General features: G+C 71.0%; 23 protein-coding genes. 10 read left to right on the top strand and 13 right to left on the bottom strand.

Annotated features, from left to right (window positions below):
* Positions 1-92 precede the first annotated feature (92 nt).
* From IE226_RS16405 to IE226_RS16385, 5 genes are read left to right on the top strand one after another with little or no spacing between them, the layout of a single operon-like run.
* Entirely contained in the window at positions 93-3,044 is a 2,952-nt protein-coding gene (locus IE226_RS16405; protein WP_190082180.1) for a sensor histidine kinase, read from the top strand.
* Positions 3,041-3,577: a roadblock/LC7 domain-containing protein gene (locus IE226_RS16400; protein ID WP_373306964.1), complete on the top strand. Its 537-nt coding sequence runs from the start codon at positions 3,041-3,043 to the stop codon at positions 3,575-3,577. The genes IE226_RS16405 and IE226_RS16400 overlap by 4 nt, the downstream gene beginning before the upstream one ends.
* On the top strand, positions 3,574-3,978 hold the full coding sequence (locus tag IE226_RS16395; RefSeq protein WP_190081970.1) for a DUF742 domain-containing protein: 405 nt from the start codon (positions 3,574-3,576) through the stop codon (positions 3,976-3,978). The genes IE226_RS16400 and IE226_RS16395 overlap by 4 nt, the downstream gene beginning before the upstream one ends.
* Positions 3,959-4,588, top strand: coding sequence for a GTP-binding protein (locus tag IE226_RS16390; RefSeq protein ID WP_190081969.1), 630 nt, complete (start codon positions 3,959-3,961; stop codon positions 4,586-4,588). Before IE226_RS16395 ends, IE226_RS16390 begins: the two co-directional genes overlap by 20 nt.
* A gap of 41 nt (positions 4,589-4,629) precedes the next feature.
* Positions 4,630-5,862 (top strand): styrene monooxygenase/indole monooxygenase family protein, encoded by a 1,233-nt coding sequence (locus tag IE226_RS16385; RefSeq protein ID WP_190081968.1) that lies wholly within the window; start codon positions 4,630-4,632, stop codon positions 5,860-5,862.
* 53 nt (positions 5,863-5,915) lie between these two features.
* Here the strand turns inward: IE226_RS16385 and IE226_RS16380 are convergent, their stop codons facing one another.
* From IE226_RS16380 to IE226_RS16365, 4 genes are all read right to left on the bottom strand, one after another.
* The gene (locus tag IE226_RS16380) at positions 5,916-7,082 is read right to left on the bottom strand and encodes a C40 family peptidase (RefSeq protein ID WP_190081967.1); all 1,167 of its coding nucleotides are present in this window, start codon (positions 7,080-7,082) and stop codon (positions 5,916-5,918) included.
* Positions 7,083-7,272: 190 nt separating this feature from the next.
* Positions 7,273-7,554, bottom strand: coding sequence for a DUF8847 domain-containing protein (locus tag IE226_RS16375; RefSeq protein ID WP_190081966.1), 282 nt, complete (start codon positions 7,552-7,554; stop codon positions 7,273-7,275).
* 33 nt (positions 7,555-7,587) lie between these two features.
* Entirely contained in the window at positions 7,588-8,316 is a 729-nt protein-coding gene (locus tag IE226_RS16370; RefSeq protein ID WP_190081965.1) for a TetR/AcrR family transcriptional regulator, read from the bottom strand.
* A gap of 59 nt (positions 8,317-8,375) precedes the next feature.
* The gene (locus IE226_RS16365; protein ID WP_190081964.1) at positions 8,376-9,314 is read right to left on the bottom strand and encodes an AurF N-oxygenase family protein; all 939 of its coding nucleotides are present in this window, start codon (positions 9,312-9,314) and stop codon (positions 8,376-8,378) included.
* 207 nt (positions 9,315-9,521) lie between these two features.
* Between IE226_RS16365 and IE226_RS16360 the strand changes: the two genes are divergently transcribed.
* A complete protein-coding gene (locus IE226_RS16360) occupies positions 9,522-10,628 on the top strand; it encodes a ferritin-like domain-containing protein (protein ID WP_190081963.1) in 1,107 nt (368 codons plus the stop codon).
* A 12-nt stretch (positions 10,629-10,640) separates the two neighbouring features.
* Here the strand turns inward: IE226_RS16360 and IE226_RS16355 are convergent, their stop codons facing one another.
* From IE226_RS16355 to IE226_RS16335, 5 genes are all read right to left on the bottom strand, one after another.
* Positions 10,641-12,137, bottom strand: a complete 1,497-nt coding sequence (locus IE226_RS16355; RefSeq protein ID WP_229871061.1) for a penicillin-binding transpeptidase domain-containing protein — start codon at positions 12,135-12,137, stop codon at positions 10,641-10,643.
* A complete protein-coding gene (locus tag IE226_RS16350; protein WP_190081962.1) occupies positions 12,134-13,498 on the bottom strand; it encodes an FtsW/RodA/SpoVE family cell cycle protein in 1,365 nt (454 codons plus the stop codon). Before IE226_RS16350 ends, IE226_RS16355 begins: the two co-directional genes overlap by 4 nt.
* Before the next feature lie 96 nt (positions 13,499-13,594).
* A complete protein-coding gene (locus IE226_RS16345) occupies positions 13,595-13,954 on the bottom strand; it encodes an SH3 domain-containing protein (RefSeq protein WP_190081961.1) in 360 nt (119 codons plus the stop codon).
* 128 nt (positions 13,955-14,082) lie between these two features.
* Positions 14,083-15,300, bottom strand: a complete 1,218-nt coding sequence (locus IE226_RS16340) for an ATP-binding protein (protein ID WP_190082178.1) — start codon at positions 15,298-15,300, stop codon at positions 14,083-14,085.
* 80 nt (positions 15,301-15,380) lie between these two features.
* Positions 15,381-16,166: a hypothetical protein gene (locus tag IE226_RS16335; RefSeq protein WP_190081960.1), complete on the bottom strand. Its 786-nt coding sequence runs from the start codon at positions 16,164-16,166 to the stop codon at positions 15,381-15,383.
* A gap of 377 nt (positions 16,167-16,543) precedes the next feature.
* On the opposite strand from IE226_RS16335, the gene IE226_RS16330 reads away from it, so the two are divergent.
* A complete protein-coding gene (locus tag IE226_RS16330) occupies positions 16,544-17,347 on the top strand; it encodes a nuclease-related domain-containing protein (RefSeq protein WP_190081959.1) in 804 nt (267 codons plus the stop codon).
* 7 nt (positions 17,348-17,354) lie between these two features.
* Here IE226_RS16330 and IE226_RS16325 read toward each other — a convergent pair whose 3' ends face one another.
* The 3 genes from IE226_RS16325 to ligD form a co-directional block, all read right to left on the bottom strand.
* Positions 17,355-17,783 (bottom strand): DUF4440 domain-containing protein, encoded by a 429-nt coding sequence (locus IE226_RS16325; protein ID WP_190081958.1) that lies wholly within the window; start codon positions 17,781-17,783, stop codon positions 17,355-17,357.
* 154 nt (positions 17,784-17,937) lie between these two features.
* Complete coding sequence (locus IE226_RS16320) at positions 17,938-18,819, bottom strand: ATP-dependent DNA ligase (protein ID WP_190081957.1); 882 nt, start codon at positions 18,817-18,819, stop codon at positions 17,938-17,940.
* Entirely contained in the window at positions 18,816-19,712 is an 897-nt protein-coding gene (gene ligD, locus IE226_RS16315) for a non-homologous end-joining DNA ligase (protein ID WP_190081956.1), read from the bottom strand. The genes IE226_RS16320 and ligD overlap by 4 nt, the downstream gene beginning before the upstream one ends.
* 69 nt (positions 19,713-19,781) lie before the next feature.
* Here ligD and ku point away from each other — a divergent pair, with 69 nt between their 5' ends.
* From ku to IE226_RS16300, 3 genes are all read left to right on the top strand, one after another.
* Complete coding sequence (gene ku, locus IE226_RS16310) at positions 19,782-20,765, top strand: non-homologous end joining protein Ku (RefSeq protein ID WP_190081955.1); 984 nt, start codon at positions 19,782-19,784, stop codon at positions 20,763-20,765.
* A 90-nt stretch (positions 20,766-20,855) separates the two neighbouring features.
* On the top strand, positions 20,856-21,128 hold the full coding sequence (locus IE226_RS16305; RefSeq protein ID WP_190081954.1) for a type B 50S ribosomal protein L31: 273 nt from the start codon (positions 20,856-20,858) through the stop codon (positions 21,126-21,128).
* 98 nt (positions 21,129-21,226) lie between these two features.
* The gene (locus tag IE226_RS16300; RefSeq protein WP_190081953.1) at positions 21,227-22,261 is read left to right on the top strand and encodes a DUF1254 domain-containing protein; all 1,035 of its coding nucleotides are present in this window, start codon (positions 21,227-21,229) and stop codon (positions 22,259-22,261) included.
* Here IE226_RS16300 and IE226_RS16295 read toward each other — a convergent pair.
* The gene (locus IE226_RS16295) at positions 22,258-23,124 is read right to left on the bottom strand and encodes a hypothetical protein (RefSeq protein WP_190081952.1); all 867 of its coding nucleotides are present in this window, start codon (positions 23,122-23,124) and stop codon (positions 22,258-22,260) included. The two genes, IE226_RS16300 and IE226_RS16295, sit on opposite strands and share 4 nt — an antisense overlap.
* Between the last annotated feature and the right edge of the window lie 13 nt (positions 23,125-23,137).

Raw genomic sequence — 23,137 nt, 5'->3', positions numbered from 1 at the left:
CTGGAGCCGTACCGGGGGGCTCGTGCGTTGACGAATCGTCACCCGGGCCCATGGGCAGACGAAAAACAAGAATGCGAGCACCGGTGCAGAAGATGCGGCCTGGGCGCAAGGGCAAGCAGACGGCTTCCGAAGGAGCCACGCCGGGCGCGACCACTCCTACAGAGCGCTCGCCCGAGCATGCGGCGACAGAGAACCCGGCGGCCGAGGGCACGGCAGCCGAGGGCGCAGCGGCCGGGAACCCGGTGGGAGCGCACAACGCCCCCGGCGCGACGGCGCCTGACGGCCCGAAGCCCGCCGAGGCCCCGACCGGCTCCGCGGAGAACCCCGCCGACGCAGGCCCCCCGAAGCCCGCCAAGTCCTCGGCTCCCGCCAAGGCCAAGTCCGTCAACTCCAAGCCCACCGCCCGCGTACGCAATCGGCTGATCGTCGCCGTCGCGGTCGTGGCCGCGGCGATCGCCGGAGCCGGAGCGCCCGCCGTCGTCGCCGCCTCCGGGCAGCTGAGCGACGCGCAGCGGCTGGTGACCCTCGCCGAGCAGACCCAGAACGCCGTGTCGCTGAGCCACTCGCTGGCCGACGAGCGTGACGAGGTCACCTCCTTCATCGCGGCGGGCCGACCGCAGGGCCAGGGGCTCTCCGAGAGCCGCAGCGCCCGCGTCGACCGCCAGGTCGACGAGCTGCGCACGGCCGACGCCCCGGCGGGCCTGCGCAAGGACCTCGCCGACATCGGTGCCGTACGCAGAGCGGCGCTCACCGGCAAGGGCAGTGCTCTGGAAGCCCACACCGCGTACACGGCCGTCATCACCGAACTGCACGGCCTCACCCGCGAACTCGCCGAGCAGACCCCGCCCCGGGCCGGCTCCGGCGCCTACGCCCTCGCCGACCTCGACCACGCCGTCGAACAGGCGGCGAGCGCCCGCGGCCTGCTCCTCGCCGCTCTCGCCGTCCCCCGCTCCACGGAGACGAGCACCGCCGTCGACCCCGTCACCGGCCTGCCCACCACCGTGGTCGACGAGTCCCCCGCCGCGGGCCGGGCCCGCGACGGCCTCAGCGCCGCGGGCCAGCAGGCCCACGTCCGCGAACAGGCCGCCGTCGCCGACTTCCGGGACGCGGCGACGGACGCCGCGCGAGGCACGTACGACTCGACGGTCACGGGCAGCGAGGTGACGACGGCGGAGAAGTACCTCTCCCGTCTCACCGACCAGCCCACGCTCTCCACCGCCGAACGCGGCTACGACCGCAAGAAGCTCGACACCGCGCTCTCCGCCCGCATCGAGATGATGCGCGGCGCCGAGTCCGCGCTCACCGTGCAGCGCACCAAGGACCTCGCCAAGCTGCGCGACGACGACGTGACGGCCCTGGAGATCCGCGTCGCGCTCATCGGCGTCACGCTGCTCGTCGCGGTCGGCGTCTCCATGGCGATGGCCCGCAGCCTGACCCGCCCGCTCGCCGTCCTGCGCATCGGCTCGGCCCGCCTGGCCACCGAGCCCGCGCCGCAGGAGCCGATCCGCTTCACCGGCCGCGACGACGAGTTCGCCCAGGTCGTACGGTCCGTCAACGCGCTGCACGAGCACGCGGCCGCCCTCACCGAGCGCCTGACCACGCTCGAAGCCGACCGCAAGCACCTCATCGGCAAGCGGCAGTCCATGGCCGACGAGCGCGACGCGCTGCGCGCCGAACTGACCGAGGCCGCCGCCCACCTGGAGCGGGTGCGGCAGTCCATCCACGGCACGTTCGTGAACCTGGCCCTGCGCACCCTCGGCCTGGTGGAGCGGCAGCTCGCCGTCATCGAGAACCTGGAGGAGCGCGAGCAGGACCCCGACCGCCTCGCCACGCTCTTCAAGCTCGACCACTTCGCCACGGTCATGCGCCGGCACAGCGAGAACCTCCTGGTCCTCGCCGGTGCCGAGCACGGCCACCAGCACCCCGGCCCCGTCCCGCTCGTCGACGTCGTACGCGCCGCCGTCAGCGAGATCGAGCGGTACGAGCGGGTGCGTATCGCCACGCTGCCGCCGCACGCGCACGTCGCGGGCTTCGCCGCGGACGACATCAGCCACCTGGTCGCCGAGCTCCTGGAGAACGCGACCTCGTTCTCGCCGCCGGACGCCTCCGTCGAGGTCTCCGGCTGGCTCCTGGAGAGCGGCGAGGTCATGCTCTCCGTGCAGGACGAGGGGATAGGCGTCACGCCGGACCGCATGGACGAGCTCAACTCCCGCCTCGCGGAGTTCCGTCCGGACGACGCGTACGACCAGGAGAGCGGGGACGGGCTCGGCCTCGGTCTCTACGTCGTGGCCCGGCTCGCCGCGCGGCACGGGGCGCGGGTGCGGCTGCGCGAGCAGAAGCAGGGCGGCATCGCGGCCGTCGTGGTCCTGCCGAAGCCGATCCTGGCCGCGGCGCCCGCGGTGGGAGCGCCGCCGGTCGGTGTGCCCGTGGCCGGCGCCGCGCCCGCCCTGCACCTTCCGGGCTCGGAAGCGGAGGCCAACTCCAATGTGCTGCCGGGGCGCTCGGCGCTGTCCGCCGACGCGGGGGCTGCCGACGCGGGAGCTGCCGAGGATCCGCTGATCGCGGCTGCGGAGCACGCGGTGCGGGAAGCCGACGCGGAGCCGGCGGCCGAGGCTGACGCCGAGGTCGAGGCTGCCCCCGAGGTCGAGGCTGCCCCCGAGGTCGACGCCGACCCCGGGGCTTCGCCTGAGACGACCATGGAGCTGACCCTTCCGCCAGTCCCCGAGGAAGAGCCCGCCCCCAAGTGGGAGCGCGTCACCGACAAGGGCCTTCCCAAGCGCACGCCCAAGATCACCGCACCGGGACCCGCCGTGCCCAAGGCGCGCAGCGGCTCCGTCGACGCCGAAGCGCTGCGCAAGCGCCTCGGCGGCTTCCACCAGGGAGCCATCAGCGGCCGCCGCGACGTGGAGGCCGAGCTGAACGAAAGCACCGCCGAAGACACAAAAACCACAGGCACCACAGGCACCACAGAGACCGCAGAGACCGCAGAGACCGCGGATTCCGAAAACAACATGGGGGACACAGTCGAGGAGGCAAGTAGTTGACTGCGCCCATGCGCTCACCCGGCTCTTCCGCAGGAAGCAGTAAGTCCGCCACCGGTGAGAGAACCGTCGGGTTCGGACTGAGCAGCGAAGCCCGCAACCTGCACTGGCTGCTCACCAACCTCGTCGAGGAGGTGCCGGGTCTGCTTTCGGTCGCGGTGGTCTCCTCCGACGGACTGCTCCTGCTCTCCTCCGACCCCGCACGGAACAACGAACAGGCGGTCGACAACAGTTCGGGCCCCAGGGGATCGAGCGCGGACCTCGCCACCATCGTGTCCGGCCTCGGCTCCCTGTGCATCGGCGCCGGCAAGCTGATGGACGCGGGAGCGGTCAAGCAGACCGTCGTCGCCATGGAGGAGGGCAGCCTCTTCGTGATGTCGATCAGCGACGGCTCGCTGCTCGGCGTGCACGCCACCCCGGACTGCGACATGAGCGTCGTCGCGTACCACATGGCGCTCTTCGTCGGCCGCGCCGGGCATGTCCTCACCCCCGAACTCCGCAGTGAGCTGCGCCAGTCGATGGAGAGCGTCCGATGAGCAGTAAGCCCGGCAAGCTGCCCCAGCGGGGCGGCGATCGCAAACCCTCGCGCGTACGCCCGTACTCGCTCACCGGGGGCCGCACCCGCTTCGGTCACGTCCTGCTCGTCGAGACGTTCGTGGCCGCTCTCGAAGCCCCCGAGGAGCGCCGTGAGCTGCCGCAGGGCAACGCCATCGCCCGTGTCATGCCGGAGATGCGGGCCATCGTCGAGATCTGCCGCCGGATGCGTACGGTCGCGGAGATCGCCGCGCTCCTGAAGATGCCGCTCGGCGTGGTCCGCGTCCTCATCAGCGACCTCGCAGACCAGGGAAAGATCCGCGTGTACGGAACGGGCCACGGCCCGGGACAGCCGGACCGCGCACTGCTGGAAAGGGTGCTCAGTGGGCTCCGCCGTCTCTGACCTGCGTATCCCGGGCCCCGACCCGGACGAGAACCTCCAAGCCTGGCAGACGGACCGCAGCCGGGCCCCTATCGCGACGAAGATCGTGGTGGCGGGCGGCTTCGGCGTCGGCAAGACGACCCTGGTCACCGCCGTCTCCGAGATCACGCCTCTCCAGACGGAGGCGCTGATGACGCAGGCGAGCGAGGACACGGACGACCTCACGTCGACCCCGGACAAGACCACGACCACGGTCGCCATGGACTTCGGCCGGATCACGCTCGACGACGACCTCGTGCTCTACCTCTTCGGTACGCCGGGCCAGCAGCGCTTCTGGTTCATGTGGGACGACCTGGTGCGCGGCGCGATCGGCGCCGTCGTCCTCGCCGACACCCGCAGGCTGCCCGACTGCTTCCCCGCGCTCGACTACTTCGAGAGCTGCGGCCTGCCGTACATCGTGGCCGTCAACCACTTCGACGGGACCGAGGAGTTCGAGCCCGCGGACGTCCGGGAGGCGCTGACGATCTCGCCGCACATACCGGTGCTGATCATGGACGCGAGGCAGCGGATCTCGGTGATCGAGTCGCTGCTCTCGCTGGTGGGCCACGCCCTCGCAGCAACCCCCGAATAGCTTTAACCTTAAGCTTTTCAGCACGTAGGAGAAGACGCCGCATGCGGAAGATACTCGTCGTCGGAGCCGGTCAGGCCGGGCTCCAGATAGCTCTCGGACTCCAGTCGCAGGGTTACGAGGTCACCCTGATGTCCAACCGCACGGCGGACGAGGTCCGGTCCGGCCGTGTGATGTCCACGCAGTGCATGTTCCACACGGCGCTGCAGCACGAGCGCGACCTCCAGCTGAACTTCTGGGAGTCGCAGGCCCCGAAGATCGAGGGCCTCGGCGTCTCGGTCGCGGGCCCCGACTCCTCCCGCGCCGTCGACTGGGTCGGCAAGCTGGACGGCTTCGCCCAGTCCGTCGACCAGCGCGTGAAGATGGCGGGCTGGATGGAGACGTTCGCGCAGCGGGGCGGCCAGCTGGTCATCCACGGCGCCGCGGTCTCCGACCTCGACTACTTCTCCCGTACGTACGACCTGGTGCTCGTCTCGGCGGGCAAGGGCGAGCTGGTCTCGATGTTCGAGCGGGACGCCTCGCGCTCCCCGTACGACGCGCCGCAGCGTGCGCTGTCCGTCGCGTACGTCCACGGGATGGGGCCGCGGCCCGAGCACCCCGAGTTCGACGCGGTGCGGTGCAACCTGGTGCCGGGTGTGGGCGAGCTCTTCGTCATGCCGACCTTCACGACGTCCGGGCGCGCGGACATCCTGTTCTGGGAGGGCGTGCCGGGCGGTCCGCTCGACGTCTTCAAGGGGATCAAGGACCCCTCCGAGCACCTGGCGCTGACGCTGGAGCTCATGGAGAAGTTCACGCCGTGGGAGTACGCGCGGGCGACCAAGGTCGAGCTGACGGACGCGGGCGGCACGCTGTCCGGCCGTTACGCGCCGACGGTGCGCAAGCCGATCGGCCGGCTGCCGGGCGGCGGCCTCGTCCTCGGTGTCGCGGACGTGGTGGTCGCCAACGACCCGATCACGGGCCAGGGTTCCAACTCGGCGTCGAAGTGCGCGGCGTCGTACCTCTCCTCGATCGTCTCGCACGGCGACAAGCCGTTCGACGAGGAGTGGATGCAGTCCGCGTTCGACCGCTACTGGGAGACGGCGCAGCACGTCACCAAGTGGACGAACGCGATGCTGTCGCCGCCGCCGGAGCACGTCCTGAACCTGATCGGCGCCGCGGGTCAGCTCCAGCCGGCCGCGGACCGCTTCGCGAACGGCTTCAACGACCCGGCGGACTTCGAGAACTTCTTCTACGAGCCCGAGAAGACGAACGCGTACCTGACCGGACTCGCGGGCTAGTCGCCGTGACCGGTGCGCCGGGCGGCTCAGCTGCCGCCCGGCGCCGGTTGTCCCTACTCCCGCGGAGCCTTCGACTCCCCGTACCCCGCGTCCTCGCCCTTGCGGGCCCCGCGGGGCAGCTTCGGGGGTACGTAGTTCTTCATCGGCTTGGCCGAGGGGTCCGGGCGTACCGCGCCGAGGAGCGGGTTCGAGGCGATGGGGGAGACCTTCACCCGGCTTCCGGGGCGCGGGGCCTGGATCACCATGCCGTCGCCCAGGTACAGCGCCACGTGCGTGGCCTTGGGGAAGTAGACGATCAGGTCGCCGGGGCGCAGCTTCCGCAGCGAGACCCGCCGCAGCTGCGCCCACTGCTCCTGTGACGTGCGGGGGATGTCCTTGCCCGCCTTGGCCCACGCCTTCGAGGTGAGTCCCGAGCAGTCGAAGGACTTGGGCCCTTCCGCGCCCCACTTGTACGGCTTGCCGATCTGCTTCACGGCGTAGCCGAGCGCCGTCTCGCCCTTCCGGGAGGGCGCGCGGGTCGGTGCGGACCCCGGTGACCCCGCGGCCCCGCTCAGCGAGCCCGAGTCCAGGAACTTCCGCTGCGCTGCCGCCATCCCCTCCTCCTCGGCGCGTTCGAGCTCCGCCAGTTGATCCGAGCTCAGTGAGGCGAGCAGTTCCTCGACCTCCTTCAGCTGCTCCTTGACCGCGTCCCGCGCGTCCTTCTGCTCGGCGGCGAGGGCGACTTGGGTCTCCAGGGCGCTCTCGGCGTCGGCCGCGAGCGTCGCCGCCGTCTGCTCGCCGCCGACGAGCCGGTCCAGCGTCGCGGCGCGCTCCGCGGCCACCCGGCCGAGCACATGCCCCTGGTCGACGGCCTGCTGCGGGTTGCGCGCGAGGAGCAGGCGTACGTAGGGGGAGATCTCCGTGGTGCCCTGGTACTGCTGCCGGGCGAAGAGGCCCGCCTCGCCCTTGCCGTCGCGCACCGAGGTCCGGGCGCGGGCCAGGCCGCGATTCAGGCGCTTGACCTCGGCGCGCTGCGCCTTCAGCTTCTCCGCGGTCGCGTTGTACGTCTCCGTCGACTCCTCGGCCTTCCGGTACAGCTCCTGAAGGTCCGTCAGGAGTTCGGAGACCGGTCGCCCGGTGGCGTCGTCGGGCTCCGGGACGGCGTACGCCGGCGAAGTCGTCGCCAGCAACGCACCGACCGCGGCTCCCGTACCGACCCACCGCAGCAGCCTGCCTGACATGCCATCACCTCCGGTGCGCGGCGGCACGTCCGCCCGCACCGCGAGCATCAGCCGCCCCGGCGCGGGCCGCCTGCGGAAGGTGCGCGGGTTGGCGCAATGGGATCACTCGTCCAGGGCGCCACGGCGCGCCGCCCTTGCCCCGCCGCGGACCGGGCCCGGACGCGGACAGGGGGCGCGGACCCGGCAGCGCTCAGGCCGCCCCGCCGCCCGGCTTCGACCACGGCCACTTGAGCCCGGGCCCGGCCTTGTCGCCCTCGGGGTCGTACTCGTACCTCCAGCCCTGGTGCAGCCCGAGCCGCTTGCCCGGGGCCTTGGCCACCCGGCGGTACACGAGCACGGTCGCGGGGCCGCCCGCCTCGTCCGGCACCGGGACCCGGTAGACCTTCGGGGGGTGGCCGGTCGGGCCGAGCAGGATGGGCAGTACGCGGCCGTCCAGGGGGCCACCCACGAAGGGGGTGTCTTCGCTCTTCACCCGGCCAGTGTCACAGCAGGCGGCTGCCGTACGTCACAGCAGGTGCGCCGCGTCGCTCACGACGGGAAGGACACTGCGGGCCAGCGAGCCCGCGGGGCCGTCCGGCGTCTCCAGGGCCAGCGCCACCCGTACCGCCTCCGCGGCCTGCGGGTCGCGGCCCGCGGAGGCCACAAGGACCGCCATGAACTGCTCGACGAGCCAGTCCCGCAGCTCGTCGAGCGGCGGCTGCTTCTCCTCGTCGAGCCAGATCAGGGACGCCGCCTCGACGGAGGTGATCCACATCCGCACCGTCATCCGCAGCCGCGGGCCCGTGGCGCCGACGACCTCCAGGTGGGCCAGGATGTGCTCGGCGGCCGTCCTGCGCACCTCGTCCACGATGGCGGTCGTCCGCGAGGTCTCCACGACGCTGCCGCCCTGGAGCAGCGCGCTGAACCCCGCGTCGTGCTGGTCCACGAAGGCGAGGTAGCGGTCGAGCGCGTTGGCGAGGCGCCGGGTGAGCGGACCCTCCGGCGGCTCGGCGAAGCACTGCTCCAGCTCGTCGGCGGCGGAGCGCAGCGCGGCCTCGTACAACTGCTGCTTGCCGCCGGGGAAGTAGCGGTAGACGAGGGGCCGGGAGACGCCGGCCGCCTCCGCCACGTCGTCGAGGGAGACCTCGTCGGGTGCGCGCACCGCGAAGAGGGACAGGGCGGCCTCCTTGAGCTGCCGCTGCCGCTCTTCGACACTGAGGCGCCGGTACGCACGGGTGGGAGCAGGCGAGGTCATGCCCCGCAGCGTATCCGCCCTTTCGAACAGGCGCCCCGGAACGCTGCGTACCCTCTTCGCTACGCCAGGAGTCCGGAGCTCTTCCACAGCCGCCGTCCGGCGCCCCGCAGGACGCCTATGTCGTCGAGGAAGTCGGTGAGGCGCTTGGCTCCCGTCTGCATGACCTCGCGGCGGTGGGGGCTCGCCTTGACCTCGGCCATGGCGCGGCGCTTGTCCAGGCCGACGTTCGTGTAGACCTCGGGATTGATGAAGGCGACGGAGAAGACGCGGGCGAACTCGCCGGAGGTGAGGCGGGTGAACTCCTGCGACCAGCGCGGCGCGGTCACCATCTGGCGGCGCAGCTCCTCGCGGGCGTACCGCACATGGCGTGCCTCCTCCACGACGTGGATCCGCGTGACGCCGCGCACGAGGGTCTGGACGCGCTCGTCCGGGAACGTCAGGCGCTGCATCCAGTCGAGGATCTCCTCGCCGAGCAGCGTCGCCGTGAACGAACCGGGCGTCGTCGAGATGGTCTTGAAGAGCCGGCCGAGATTCCGGTGCACGGCGCTGACCGGGTAGTACGGCGTGTCCCCGCGCGTGATCAGGCGCGCGAACATCTTCGAGTGCCGGCACTCGTCCTCGATCTCGGTCAGGGCGTACCGCACGTGCGCGCTCGTGGCGGGTTTGTCGTAGATGTGCCGTACGAGCAGCTGCATCAGGATCAGTTCGAACCAGATGCCGAGGGAGGCGAGCGCCGCGGCCTCGTGCTGGGAGAGGGCGATGCGCTGGTCCTCGCTCATCCGCCGCCACATCGGTGTGCCGTAGAGGGAGACCAGTTCCGGGGGCCAGAACCATTTGCCCGGCTCGAAGGGCGCCTCCCAGTCCAGCTCCTTGTCGGGGTCGAAGGAGTGCTTGGCGGAGGAGTCGAGGAGCCGCTCGGCCACCCGCTCCCGGTCCTTGAGCGCTCCCAGCGCGTCCCGCAGCCCTTCGATCGCCGCGTCCTCCGTGGTGCTCGTCATGCCTCTGCCCCTGCCTCGTCGTCAGAGTTACCGGCGGTCACCAATTATGAGACTGCTTGTCAGCAAGGCCGTCAATCCCTTGTGCGCGACTTGTTGACCGGGCGTCTACGACCGTGTGAGCCTGCCAACTGTCAACGGGTACAAGGCAGTCGAAAAGCAGCACGAGGCGAGTACGGAGAGCCCGAGGCCATATCCTAGGAGCCGTCAGTGTCCACTCATGAGCTGTACACACACGCCCCCGGCGAGACCACCTGGCAGATACCGGCGACCGGCGCGGCCCGCTTCAGCTGGGAGTACGACGAGGGCCGTGACCGGCTGCTCGCCCTCTACCAGAAGGGCAAGGACAAGCAGTGGGACGGCGCCAAGCGCATCGCCTGGGACCTGGAGGTCGACCCGTACGACCCCCTCGGCACCCCCGACGAGTCCATGTCGCTCTACGGCACCCGGCACTGGGACAAGATGACCGACCGGGACAAGGGCGAGCTGCGCAAGCACTACGCCTCCTGGCAGTTCAGCCAGTTCCTGCACGGCGAGCAGGGCGCGATGGTGTGCGCGGCCCGCATCGTCGAATCCGTCCCCGACCTCGACGCGAAGTTCTACTCCGCGACCCAGACCATGGACGAGGCGCGGCACGCGGAGGTCTACGGCCGCTTCCTGCACGACAAGATCGGCATGCTCTACCCGATCAACGACAACCTCAAGTCGCTGCTCGGCGACACCCTGCGCGACTCCCGCTGGGACATGCCCTACCTCGGCATGCAGGTCCTCATCGAGGGCCTCGCGCTCGCCGCCTTCGGCATGATCCGCGACACCACGGACAAGCCGCTGCCCAAGCAGATCCTCGCCTACGTCATGCAGGACGAGGCCCGGCACGTGGCCTTCGGCCGCATGGCCCTGCGCGACTACTACAAACAGCTCTCCGACGCGGAACTGCGCGAGCGCGAGGAATTCGTCATCGAGGGCTGCTACCTGATGCGCGACCGGCTGCGCGGCGTCGAGGTCCTGGAGAACTTCGGCATCCCGAAGGCGGAGGCCGAGGAGTGCAGCGAGAACTCCGAGTTCCTGGCCCTGTTCCGGCAGCTGCTCTTCAGCCGCATCGTGCCCTGCGTCAAGGACATCGGCCTGTGGGGCAAGCGGCTCCAGGAGGCGTACGTCGACATGGGCGTCTTCGAGATGGGCAACGCCAACCTCGACCAGTTGATGGCGCAGGACGAGGAGATCGCCGAGAAGCTGGACGCCGAGCGCTTCGCGGCCGAGGAGGGCGCACGGGTGGCGGAGGTCGAGGACATGATCGCCGCCGGTGAGGGGAGGTAGGTCCGGCCGCGGTCAGGAACCCGCGAGCACGGCCTCCATCACCGCCTTCGCCACCGGCGCCGCACTGCCGCCGCCGCTGATGTCGCCCCGGTCCGCCGCCGCGTCCTCGACCACCACGGCCACCGCGACCGACGGCTGCGCCTCGCCGGACTTCTGGGCCCAGGAGATGAACCAGGCGTAGGGCGTGCCGGAGTTGTCGATGCCGTGCTGGGCCGTGCCCGTCTTGCCGCCGACCGTCGCGCCGGGGATCGCCGCGTTGCCGCCGGTGCCCTCCTCGACGACGCCCGTCATCAGCTCCCGCAACTGCATCGCCGTGGCCGGGTTCATCGCCCGGTGCAGGGAGCTGGTGCCCGTCTTGCGCACCACGTCACCGTCGTCGGTCGTCGTCTCGTCCACCAGCTGCGGGGACTCGACCGAACCGCCGTTCGCCACCGCCGCCGCGACCATCGCCATCTGCAACGGCGTCGCCCTCGTGTCGTACTGGCCGATCGAGGAGAGCGCCAGCTGCGCGGAGTCCATGGACGTGTCGAAGTTGCTCGCCGCCACCGACGACGGGATCTTCAGGCCGCCGTCGTTGAAGCCGAAGTTCTCCGCCGTGCCCAGCATGTCGCTCAGGCCGGTGTCCGCGCCCAGCTTGGCGAAGACCGTGTTGCAGGACCACTCGAAGGCGTAGCGCAAAGACGCGTTCTTGCAGCCCTCGACCTCGTTCGTCAGCCGCGTGCTCGTGCCGGGCAGCGTGTACGGGGCGGGGGACTTGGTGTCGGCGTCCAGGTCCGTGACCGTGCCGGAGTCCAGCGCCGCCGCCGCAGTCACCACCTTGAACGTCGACCCCGGCGGGTATGTCTGGCGGATCGCCCGGTTCAGCATCGGCTTGTCGGCGCTGGCGTTCAGCGAGGCCCAGGACCGCGCCACCGAAGCGCTGGTCCCCGAGAGCCGCTCGGGATCGTACGAAGGGGTGCTGACCAGGGCGAGGATCTTCCCGGTCGACGGCTCGACCGCGGCGACGGCGCCCTTCTTGCCGCCGAGCCCCGCGTACGCGGCCTGCTGCGCCGCGGCCCTGATCGTGGTGCGCACCTGTCCGCCGGGGTTCCGGGTGCGGCTGACGTCGTTCCACAGGGGGAGCGGGGCGAGCATCGGATCGGTGCCGGAGAGGATGTCGTCCTCGGCGTTCTCCAGGAGGGTCGTGCCGTAGACCTGCGAGGCATAACCGGTCACCGGGGCGTACAACGGCCCGTTCCTGTACGTGCGTTCATGGCGAAGCTGCTCCCCGGTGTCCCTGGACCCGGTGACCGGGCGGCCGTCGACCATGATGTCGCCGCGCGGCTGGCCGAAGCGCGCGATGGCCTGGCGGCGGTTGGCGGGGTTGTCGTCGAGAGACCCGGACTGCACGACCTGGACGCGGGTCGCGTTGACGAGCAGGGCGATGAGCAGCAGCGCGCAGAAGGCGGCGACATGCCGGATGGTGGCGCTCCCTGGTCGAGCGAGGCCGAGAGCCCGGGGGATCGTCACGCCGCCGCCCCCACGGCTCCCACCGGCTGGCTGCGTGCCGAGTCGCTGACCCGGATGAGCAGCGCCACGATGATCCAGTTCGTGACGACCGAGGAGCCGCCCTGCGCGAGGAAGGGCATCGCCATGCCGGTCAGCGGGATGAGCCCCATCACCCCGCCCGCGATCACGAACACCTGGAGCGCGACGATCGAGGCGAGCCCGACGGCGAGCAGCCGCCCGAAGGAGTCCCGCAGGGCGAGCCCCGCACGGTAGCCGCGCTCCACCAGAAGCGCGTAAAGCAGGAAGATCGCCGAGAGCCCCGCGAGGCCGAGCTCCTCGCCCGCCGTCGCCAGGATGAAGTCGGACTTGGCGGCGAAGCCGATGAGGATGGAGTGCCCGAGGCCGAGCCCGGTGCCGAGCATCCCGCCGGCCGCGAAGGCGAAGAGCGACTGCGCCAGTTGGTTGGGGCCCTCGCCTGCGTCGATGGAGGCGAAGGGATGCAACCAGTCCTCGACCCGGCCGTGCACATGCGGTTCGAGCGAGCCCACCGCGAACGCGCCGACCCCGGCGAGCACCAGACCGACCGCGATCCAGCCGATGCGCCCCGTCGCGACGTACAGCAGGATCACGAAGAGCCCGAAGAACAGCAGCGAGGTGCCCAGATCGCGCTCCAGGACGAGCACGCCCACGCTGAGCAGCCAGATCGCGACGATCGGCCCGAGCGCGCGCCCGGTCGGCAGCTGGAGCTTCGTCAGCTTCCAGACCGTACGGCCGGTGTACGCGAGAGCGCTGCGGTTGGCGGAGAGATAGCTGGCGAAGAAGATCGCGAGCAGGATCTTCGCGAACTCGCCCGGCTGGATGGAGAGTCCGCCGGCCCTGATCCAGATCCGGGCGCCGTTCACGGCCGGGAAGAAGATCGGCACGATCATCAGGACCAGCGCGGCGACGACGCAGATGTACGCGTATCGCTGGAGGACCCGGTGGTCGCGCAGGACGAGCACGACGCCGATGAAGAGCGCCACGCCGACGGTGGACCAGACGAGTTGCGTGGGCGCCGCCTCGTCGCCCGGGGTCTCCAGGTCGAGCCGGTAGATCAGGACGAGTCCGAGGCCGTTGAGGAGCACGGCGATCGGCAGGAGCAGCGGATCGGCGTACGGCGCGCGGAAGCGGACCGCGAGATGCGCGAGGAGGGCGAGCACGCCGAGCCCGGCGCCGTAACCGGCGGCGCCGGGCGGGACGGTGCCGTTCTTGGCGAGACCGACGTCGCAGTAGCCGTACACCGAGAGCAGGACGGCCACGACGATCAGGACGGCTTCGGTGCCACGGCGCCGGGGTACGCGGACAGCGGGTACGGAAGGGGGCGCCGCTGCTGTTCCGGTCATGCTCCGGAACGTAGCAAGCGATAGCCCCTGATGTCCGCTTATGTCACCGTGCTGGTGAGGCGTCAGCGCCGCTGCGCCGCCGGTCCGGGCGAGGCGTCAGCACCAGCGGGGCGCGGGCCCGATGTTGGCGATGTAGTGCGCGGCGCCCCAGGCCCAGGTGCCGTTGGTCAGCAGGTACCAGCGGTTGTTGCCGCTCACGCGGCTGCCGGTCGTCTTGCAGTAGATGGAGACGACCTTGCCGTGCGGCACGCTGCGCACCACGCGGCTGCCACGCGTGGGGGCGGTGCGCAGCAGCAGTCCGCCCTTGGCGGTGACGCGGCCCTTGTAGACGCGCGGGTTGTTGTTGGCGTCGTCGGCGGCGACGGCGGAGGGAGCGGTGAGGGTGAGGGCGGCGAGTGCGCCGCCGGCGACGAGTATGCCGAGCCGGGTGCCGGTCGCGGTGGGCCGAAGGGACATCGGGGTCTCCTCTGGGGAAGGCGGATGCGATGCGGCTCCGCAACCCCGGAGTAGGGGCCATAGGCCGCAATTCACACTAAAATCGGCACGCTGGGCGCGCAAAAGGTCACGCGGCGTCAAACCGCCCCTCAAGCCGTCCCGTCGGAGCCTCTGCCGCCGTCCCCCGCCGTCTCCTCGCGCGGCAGCGTCAGCGTCGCCACCGCCCCGCCGTCCGGCGCGTTCGTGAACGTGAGCCGTGCGCCGAGGACCGCCGTCTGGCCCAGCGCGATCGTCAGACCGAGCCCGTGCCCCCGCGACGTCCCCTCCGTACGGAACCGCTGCGGCCCGTGTTCCACCAGGTAGTCCGGGTATCCGTCGCCGTGGTCGCGCACCGAGACCACGGGCCCGTCGACGGTGAGCACGATGGGCGGCCGGCCGTGCTTCTCCGCGTTGGCGATGAGATTTCCGAGCACCCGCTCCAGGCGCCGCCGGTCGGTCAGCACGCAGACATCGCGTACGACGACCAGCTCGGCACCGACTCCCGAACCCCGCGCCGCGCGCTCGGCCAGTGGGGCGAGATGGTGGTCGTCCAGGTCCACGCGCTCGCTCTTCGCGTCGAGCCGCGAGATCTCCAGCAGGTCCTCGGTGAGGGTGCGCAGGGCGGCGACCCGGTCGCGCACCAGCTCCGTGGGGCGCCCCGGCGGCAGCAGCTCGGCCGCGGCGTGCAGGCCGGTCAGCGGCGTGCGCAGCTCGTGCGCCACGTCCGCGGTGAACCGCTGCTCGCTCTGCAGCTTGCCCTGCAAAGAGGACGCCATCGTGTCGAGGGCGCCGGAGACCGCCGCCACCTCGTCCTGGCTGCGGGACGGCTCGCGGGTGCGCGGATCGTTCACGCGGGCGTCGAGATCGCCCGCGCTGATCCGGCGCGCCACCCGCGCCGTCTGGTGCAGGCGCCGTGTCACCCGCGTCACGGCGAACGCCCCGACCAGGAGCGTCGCCCCGATCGCGAGGACGGACGAGCCGAGGATCGCCCGGTCGAGTCCGTCGATGGTGCGGGCGCCCTGGGCGTAGTCCACCTGGACGGCGATGGCGCGCCGGTCCGTGGTGGGCCCCGCGGCCCACATCGTCGGCCGCGAGTCCTGCGCTGCGACCATCGTCCCGCGCTCCCCGCCCACCGCGAGGTCGCGCAGCCGCGAGGGAAGCCCCGCCGGGTCGATCCCCGCGCCGGGGCCCAGATCGTCGCCCGCCTCGTACGCCTCGGTGGCGTCGTCGAGCCGGGAGAGGGCCTGGTCGCGGGCCTGCCCCACGGTCTGGTTGGTCACCGAGACATGGACGAGGGCGCCGAGCAGCGCGGCGAGCGCGCAGCACATGACGGTGATGAAGACCGCGGCCTTCCAGGTCAGCGTCGCCGTCCAGGCGGGGAGCCGCGGCCCGCGCGGCAGCCGGTGGCTCACGGGAGCTCACTCGCCGAAGGGGCGGGGCGGACACTGGCCGCGGGCTCGGGCTTGCGGGACGGCCCCCGCGACGGCTTGCCCGAGGACGCGTTCGGGGAACGGACGATCTCGTCGGTCGTCGGCAGCATGGTCTTCTGATGGGAGTCCCAGGACCAGACCGTGCGGTACTCGTACCCCTGCATGCCCGAAACGGCGCGGACTATCACCTCGTGCCCCGCGAGCTCGACGCCGAGCACCGCGTCCCCCATCTCCATGATCTGCGTGAGCTGCTTCTTCTCCAGGGCGTAGGCGCGGATGTCGAGGTTCTCGGCGTGCCCCTCGGCAAGGCGGATCCCGACGATGAGGTCGTCCTTGCCGTCGCCGGTGAGATCGCGGTAGTAGGCGTCGAGCACGGGGCACTTGCCGTCGCCGCTGTCACCGCTCTGGCCGGTACGGCCGGTGTCGCACGCGTCGAGCTGCCGCGCGGTCTGCTTGTAGATCGCGTCGGAACGGCTGTACATCCCCGGATTCTCGTCGAAATCGGCCTTGGCGACGGCCACGGGATTCACCTTGCGCAGATCCCCGTCCGGCACGCTCACGCCCTTGACCGGCAGGCTCTCTATCGTGCCGTAGTCCTCGGCGGGCGCGGACGGGGGCGGCAGCTTCGGCCACAAGCGGGTGGGTGCCTCGGCGGTGGGCGTCGTGCCCGCGCCGCGCAGATCGCCCGGGTCGCCGCAGCCGCCGGCCAGCAGGGCCGCGGACAGGACGAGGCCCGCTGCGAGCGCGGGACGGCTGCGGTGCACTGCACTCCTGCCTGCCGGCAAAGCGGCCACGGGGGCGGCTCGGCTGCGGCGCGAGGTTCGGTCACGGCGCCGCGGGTCCGGCTGCGGCGCGAGATGGACGTAGAGAATGATGTGGTCGGTGCGTCGGTCGCCCGTACACCTTATGGGGGTGGAAGTTCTTTTTGCCCACCTGCGATCGCGGGCACCTCGAACGTCGCGGTACTCCCGCCCGCTCGCGGCACTTCGATCTCGCCCCCCATTCTCACCTCCGCCGCGTTCTTCGTCGGCCAGGGCCCCTTCGCGGCGTCGTCGCGGATGGCTCAACTTCTCTCCGCGGCGCACGGGTTCTTGCCCCGGGCATGTCCTTGCTGCTCCCATGGTCCGTGGGGTGATGGTGCATGAGCGGATTGCGCGTCATACCGGCCTGGCGGCACGGGCAGGAGCGGCTGTACGTCTGCCTCGCGGACGGCAGGAGCCTCGCGTGGTACGAGAGGGATTCGTCCCGCGTGAACCTGCTGAGCGAGGAGCACAGAGAGGCCGTCCTGCGCGCCCTGGCCCCCTTCATGACCGGCGGTTTCTCGGTGGGTCCGCCGCCCGTCCCCACCCCCGCCGAGCTGGCCCGCCTCGCACTCCACCCGGATGACGACCTGGCCCCGAACCGCCCCGGCGAGGCCCTCCTGATCGCCCTCGACCGCGACCCGGCCCCCGCCCGCCGGTTACGCGCCGACCCGCGGCAGCGCGCGCTCGCCGCCGAGCAGGCCATCGGCGAGGTGCTCGACGGCCTCGAAGGCGCGGGCTGGCACACCCTGCACTCGGTGCCGCTGCCGGGCGGCGCCCGCATGCACCACCTCCTGATCGGCCCCGGTGGCCTGTTCGCCGTCCACGCCCTCTCTGCCCGCAAGCAGCGGGTCCGCGTCGCCGACCCGATGATCGCGGTCGGCCGCGCGGACCCGCGTCCACTCCTGAGGGAGATCCGCGCCGGCGCCGACCGGGCGTCCTTCGCGCTGACGGCCGAGATCCGCCCGGTCCTCGCCCTCCACGGCGCGACGGACGTCGACGTCACCGCACCGCCGCGCGAGGTGCGGATCGTGCGCGACGCCGAGGTGGCGGCCGTCGCGGCCACCGGCGGCGTGCTGAAACCGGCCGATGTGGAGGCGCTGCACGCGATGGCACGCGACCGGCGTACGTGGCTGCGGGCCTAGCCCGCCGTCACAGGTTGTCGCCCCAGCCGCCCTGGATCATGGTCTGGAACGCCCAGGCGCCGCCCCGCTTCAGCAGGATGTCGGCGTAGCGCAACTGCTGCGTCTCGCCGTTCGCGGTCATCACCGAGTCGGTGAAGACCACGGCCATGGCGGGGGAGAGGAAGACGGGCGTACGCGTGGACTCGAAGGTGATGTCCTCGCTCCCGTCCCCCATCACGTGCGTCATGGTCGCGACGAACTGCTCCCGGTCCCACTGCGCGGAGCGCCCGTCGCCCGCGGAGTCGTCGCTGACCAGGTTGAGCGGGAAGACGGCCAGGTCGGCCATGCGCTCCACGTCGCGCCGTGCGCTGTGTGCGTCGTACTCGGCGAACCAGGCGGCCAGGCTCGCGCGGTCCTCGTCGGTCGGGACGTATCCGGTCTCGGGCAGAAGGGTCATGCAGGCTCCTCGTCAATGCCGGGCGAGTAGGGCTAATCAACTTTGACCACTGTGTGGCGCACGGAGAAAGGTATGCTCGATCAAGCAGCTAGTCAAACTTGATTAGCTGTGATGCCGGTCACGTACGCGGAACGCACGCTGCGGGGCAGCCGGCTCAGCGGAACCGGACGACCACCGCCGTGGCGTGCCGGGTCGTGTTCTGCCGCACCTCCACCGTGACGGGCGGCTCGGCCGGCAGAGCGGCGTACGTGACCTCGCCGATCCCGATGGCGGTCGCGGTGCCTTCGCCCCTGGCCTCCGGCAGCGCGGCCCCGGCCGCCGTCCGCAGCGCTGGGCCGAGCGGCGACGACACCACGGGCGTGCCGTCCCCCGGCAGGACGAGCACCAGCGCCTGCGGGCGTGCCCTGCTCCCGGTGAACCCCACGACCACCGCGTCCCGCGTATCGCTGTGCCGCAGCTTCAGCCAGGCGCGGGCGCCGCCCCGGTAGGTCCCGTCAAGGCGCTTGATCACAAGACCCTCGATGCCGGTGGCGGGCAGGGTCTCGTACCAGGTCAGGGCCAGTTCGCGATCGGTCGTCATCGGTACGGGCTGAAGCGGCGGGCCGAGCGGTTCGAGGATGTGTACGAGGCGTGCGCGCCGCTCCTCGTAGGGCAGGGCGCGGCAGTCCTCGCCCCGGTCGGCGAGCAGATCGAAGGAGGCGTACGACGCGGGGAGCGTGCGCGCGAGGTGCGTGGCGTGCGCGCGGGTGCCGGCGGCGCGGCGCTGGACGGCGGCGAAGTCGATGCGGCCACCGGACCAGACGACCACCTCCCCGTCCAGCACGGTTCCGTCCGGCAGCTGCTTCGCGGCCTCGGCGAGATCAGGGAACGCGGCGGTGACGAGGCGCCCGGAACGGGCCTGCAACCGCACGCGATGTCCGTCGGCGAAGACGATCAGACGGTGCCCGTCGAACTTCGGCTCGTACGCCCAGCCGTCGCCCTGCGGCAGCGCGGTGACGGATTCGGCGAGGGCGGCCCGGAGAGGCGGGGTGATCATGCCCCGGCCTTGCGGGGGAGGGGGCGGGCCCGGCCCGGATCGGTGAGCGGCGCCAGCAGATCCCCGTACTCCTCCAGGCGCGTCGCGATGTCGCCCGCCAGGAAGACGAGCTCGGCCGGGTCGCCGCACGCCTCCACCTCCTCCCAGGTCACGGGGGCGGAGACGGCCGGTTCGGCGCGGGCGCGGAGGGTGTAGGGAGTGGCGGTCGTCTTCGACGCGGAGTTCTGGCTGAAGTCGACGAAGACCTTGCCGGGGCGCAGGCTGCGCGTCATCCGGTGGACGACCAGCCCGGGCAGCTCGGCTTCGGCCTCCTTGGCGAGCTCCTTCGCGTACGAGGTGACCTGCTCGGAGGGTGTCCGTTCCAGGGGGCAGAGCAGATGCAGCCCCTTGGACCCGGAGGTCTTCGCGTAGACGTCGAGGCCGTCCGCCTCAAGCCGCTCGCGCAGCCAGAGGCCCGCCCGGCAGCACTCGACGATGGTGGCGGGCGGGCCCGGATCGAGGTCCAGGACGAGACGGTCGGCCATGGCGGGTGCGTCCGCCTGCCACTGCGGGGTGTGGAACTCGGTCACGAGATTGGCCGCCCACATCAGGGAGGCCAGATCGTCCACGACGATCTGGCGGACGTCTCCCTCCGAACGCGGTACGTCGGCGGTGTGCACCCAGTCGGGTGCCCCCGGCGGCACGTTCTTGGCGAAGAACTGCTGGCCGTCCGGTCCGTCCGGGAAACGGAGGAAGGAGACGGGCCGGTTGCGCAGATGGGTGAGGAGGGCGTCGGCGGTACTGGCGTAGTAGTGCAGCATCTCGCCCTTGGTGAAGCCGGACGCTGTGTAGAGGACCTTGTCGAGATTGCTGAGGGCCAGCCGCCGCCCCTCCACCTCGGTGATCGGCGTCATACGATGAGACTCCCACGAATACGGACGAATCACCCTAAACCTGGGCTCGACTGCTGAGAGGTGCCTGACGTGCGATCCATATGGAACGGTGCGATCTCCTTCGGCCTGGTCAGCATCCCCGTCAAGCTCATGAACGCCACCGAGAACCACTCGGTCTCCTTCCGGCAGATCCATGTGGAGGACGGCGGCCGGGTCCGCTACCGCAAGGTGTGCGAGCTGGAGGAGCGGGAGGTGCCGTCCGCCGAGATAGGCAAGGGGTACGAGGACGCGGACGGCTCGATCATCCCGATCACGGATGAGGATCTGGCGGCGCTGCCGATTCCGACGGCCAAGACGATCGAGATCGTCGCCTTCGTGCCGACGGACCGTATCGATCCGATGCAGATGGACACGGCGTACTACTTGTCGGTCAACGGAGTGCCCGCGACGAAGCCGTACACGCTGCTGCGGGAGGCGCTGAAGCGGAGCGGCAAGGTGGCGGTCGCCAGGTACGCGCTACGGGGCCGGGAGCGGCTCGGGATGCTGCGGGTGGTGGACGACGTGATCGCGATGCACGGCCTGCTGTGGCCCGACGAGATCCGTACGTCGGAGGGCGTGGCCCCGGAATCCGAGGTCAGGGTGCGGGACGCGGAACTGGACCTGGCGGACGCCCTGATGGACACGCTGGGGGAGGTCGACATGGCCTCCCTCCACGACGACTACCGCGCGGCGGTGGAGGAACTCGTCACCGCCAAGGCCGAGGGCGCGACCCCCGCGGCACCGGCGGAGGGCGCGGACACGGAGGGCGGCAAGGTGATCGACCTGATGGCCGCGCTGGAGAACAGCGTCCGGGCGGCGAAGTCGGGCGCGGGGGGCGGGGAGGACGGAGAGGTGGCGAAGGTGACGTCGCTGAAGGGCAGAAAGGCGACGGGGAAGAAGACGGCGGCGAAGAAGGCGCCGGCGAACAAGACGGCAGCCAAGAAGACGACGGCAAAGAAGACGCCGACGAAGAAGCCGACGAAGAAATCGACGGCGAAGAAGACGACGGCGGCGAAGAGAACTTCCTCGGCATAGGCGGTGCCGGCGGACGCCCCGGCACCGCGGGTACCCCCACGTGGCGCCCCCTGGCTCGCCCCGCCGCCCGCCCCCGGCGAACCTGAGGAAATGACTCAGGACAAGGGCAAGGACAACAACTACCGCCCGGTGGTCTTCAGGGACCGCTCGGCGGGCTACGCCTTCCTCACCCGCTCCACCGCGGAAAGCAACGAGACCATCGAGTGGGACGACGGCGAGACGTACCCCCTGGTGGACGTGGAGATCTCCTCCGAGAGCCACCCCTTCTACACGGGCAGGGCCCGAATGGTGGACTCCGAGGGCCAGGTGGCCAAGTTCGAGCGCCGCTTCGGCGACCAGACACCCCCGCCCGCCCCCGAGTGACGAAGCCACGCCACGCCGCGTAAGGCGGCAGAAGTGGCAGGAGGCCACCGGCGGCCCGACGATATCCGTAGAACCATGATCACAAGAAGGCGGCGGGCATGACCGACGGCACGACCGATCTCCAGGCTCTGGCGGCAGAGGCGTACATCTACGGCTACCCGATGGTGCGCAACCTCGACGAGGTCGACCGCCTCGCCCGCAAGGGCATGGGCTCGGTGCCTCCCGCGCCGGCCAACGAGTTCAGCCACGGCAGCAGGCTCGCGGACCCCGCCGTCCCCGCCGCGGACGCCGACCGCGACACCCTCTGTTCGATCGCGCACCTGGACCTGTCGGGCGGAGCCCTGCTCCTGACCGTGCCGGACACCGGCGGCCGCTACTACGTCCTGCAGTTCGTGGACGCGTGGACCAACAACTTCGCGTACGTGGGCCGCCGCGCGACCGGCACGGGCGAGGCCAGCTACCTGCTCACCCCGCCCGGCTGGGACGAGGAAGTCCCTCCGGGCGCGACCCGGATCTCCGTGCCGACCGACGCTGCGGTGATCGTGGGCCGGTGGGCCTGCGCGGGACCGGACGACGTGGCGGCGGTGCGAGCACTCCAGGAGGACACACTCCTGGAGCCGTACTGGACGGCCACCGAGGAGCCCCGCGGCCTGCCGACCCACACGTACATCTCCGACGACGAACCGGCACTGCTCTTCTACGAGAAGCTCCGGACCAGGATGGCGGCCTTCCCGCCGGCACCGGCGGAGGCGACGTACCAGCAACGCTTCGCCCCCCTGGGCCTGCTGGACGCCGAGAGCCCGTACACACACCCCGGGCCGGAGCTCGCCGAGGCACTGCGCGAAGGACTCGCCGAAGGCAACGCGAAAATCGAGCACGCGGCAAGCGAAGAGGCCGCCGAGGGCCGGGACGGCGGGCGGCCGGGCGACCACGCCCACGACTACAACGCCGACCACTTCGAGGTGGGCACCCTCAAAGACCCGGAGTGGATCCGCACGGACCGCGACTCGGCCCGCCTGCTGCGCGCCGTATCGGCCCACACCGCGCTCTGGGGCATGCACGGCTACGAAACGGCGTACGCGACGGCACGGACCGACGCGGAGGGCCTCTCGGCGGCGGGCGGCCGGAGTTAGCCCGCGATCAACGGGCCGGAGTACTCGCCTGCGAGCTTCCAGGTCCCGTGCACGACGCAGCGATCCTTGGGAATCTTCTGGATGGTCACCTTGGAGTCGCTGCGATCGAGAACGAGCTGCAGCGTCATTCCCTGCTCGTCACGCACATCTATGCGCGGCGCGTCCGAGGAAAAATCCTGCACACCGAGACCTCTGACGGCGGAGACCAGCGCCATCGGAATCTCGACCAGCTCATAGACCAGGGTGCCGGGCGCACTCCGGAGCTTGAAAGCCCGAAGCACGATCCACCGCTGAACGGCACCCAGGAACTCCTCGAACAGCCTCATCGTGCCGTCGTACCGCATACGCGCCGACCGGCAGTCCTGAATCCAGGCGGCTTCGCTGAGCTTCGAGGTGTGCAGCTCATGGAGCTTGATGCCTTTGGCGCTGGTGCTCTTCGCCGAAATCTGATCACCGTTGACCCGGAGGTCCCAGAACCGAGTCGTCTTGCTCGGCGCCAATTCAACGGTCATTCCCTCGACGAGACAGGAGGCCGCGAGTGCGTTCTCGAACGCCAGCCGGTCGAGGGGGGTGGTGTGGGTGCCGTGATGGGCCTGCAAGCGGGCTTTGAACTCGGCGGAGAAAGCATCAGAGACAAGATCGCTCTGCGGATTGATGAACTCATCGATCGGCCGCAGCATCGAATCGACGATATTGCGTATCTGCCGAAGCTGGGCCTCGTCGCACTCGCCGAGCAGGGAGTACGCGTCTTTGGCGTCGGCGGATCCCCGGACCTGCGCGACCACACGCCGCACGACATGCACTTGAGGATCGTCGAGCTGCGCAACGTCCGCCATCAGGTGATCCAGTGCCACACTATTCATCGCGGTCCTTCGT

Source organism: Streptomyces longisporoflavus, from assembly GCF_014649775.1.
Taxonomy (GTDB): domain Bacteria; phylum Actinomycetota; class Actinomycetes; order Streptomycetales; family Streptomycetaceae; genus Streptomyces; species Streptomyces longisporoflavus.
This window is presented reverse-complemented; position numbering and strand designations above follow the sequence as displayed.

Bases quoted from the DNA above. Each gene is read 5' to 3' on its own strand.
- IE226_RS16405 (WP_190082180.1), top strand. From the start codon at position 93: ATGCGGCCTGGGCGCAAGGGCAAGCAGACGGCTTCCGAAGGAGCCACG.
- IE226_RS16395 (WP_190081970.1), top strand. From the start codon at position 3,574: ATGAGCAGTAAGCCCGGCAAGCTGCCCCAGCGGGGCGGCGATCGCAAA.
- IE226_RS16385 (WP_190081968.1), top strand. From the start codon at position 4,630: ATGCGGAAGATACTCGTCGTCGGAGCCGGTCAGGCCGGGCTCCAGATA.
- IE226_RS16380 (WP_190081967.1), bottom strand. From the start codon at position 7,082: ATGTCAGGCAGGCTGCTGCGGTGGGTCGGTACGGGAGCCGCGGTCGGT.
- IE226_RS16370 (WP_190081965.1), bottom strand. From the start codon at position 8,316: ATGACCTCGCCTGCTCCCACCCGTGCGTACCGGCGCCTCAGTGTCGAA.
- IE226_RS16365 (WP_190081964.1), bottom strand. From the start codon at position 9,314: ATGACGAGCACCACGGAGGACGCGGCGATCGAAGGGCTGCGGGACGCG.
- IE226_RS16350 (WP_190081962.1), bottom strand. From the start codon at position 13,498: ATGACCGGAACAGCAGCGGCGCCCCCTTCCGTACCCGCTGTCCGCGTA.
- IE226_RS16345 (WP_190081961.1), bottom strand. From the start codon at position 13,954: ATGTCCCTTCGGCCCACCGCGACCGGCACCCGGCTCGGCATACTCGTC.
- IE226_RS16340 (WP_190082178.1), bottom strand. From the start codon at position 15,300: ATGTGCTGCGCGCTCGCCGCGCTGCTCGGCGCCCTCGTCCATGTCTCG.
- IE226_RS16330 (WP_190081959.1), top strand. From the start codon at position 16,544: ATGAGCGGATTGCGCGTCATACCGGCCTGGCGGCACGGGCAGGAGCGG.
- IE226_RS16325 (WP_190081958.1), bottom strand. From the start codon at position 17,783: ATGACCCTTCTGCCCGAGACCGGATACGTCCCGACCGACGAGGACCGC.
- IE226_RS16320 (WP_190081957.1), bottom strand. From the start codon at position 18,819: ATGATCACCCCGCCTCTCCGGGCCGCCCTCGCCGAATCCGTCACCGCG.
- ligD (WP_190081956.1), bottom strand. From the start codon at position 19,712: ATGACGCCGATCACCGAGGTGGAGGGGCGGCGGCTGGCCCTCAGCAAT.
- IE226_RS16305 (WP_190081954.1), top strand. From the start codon at position 20,856: ATGACTCAGGACAAGGGCAAGGACAACAACTACCGCCCGGTGGTCTTC.
- IE226_RS16300 (WP_190081953.1), top strand. From the start codon at position 21,227: ATGACCGACGGCACGACCGATCTCCAGGCTCTGGCGGCAGAGGCGTAC.
- IE226_RS16295 (WP_190081952.1), bottom strand. From the start codon at position 23,124: ATGAATAGTGTGGCACTGGATCACCTGATGGCGGACGTTGCGCAGCTC.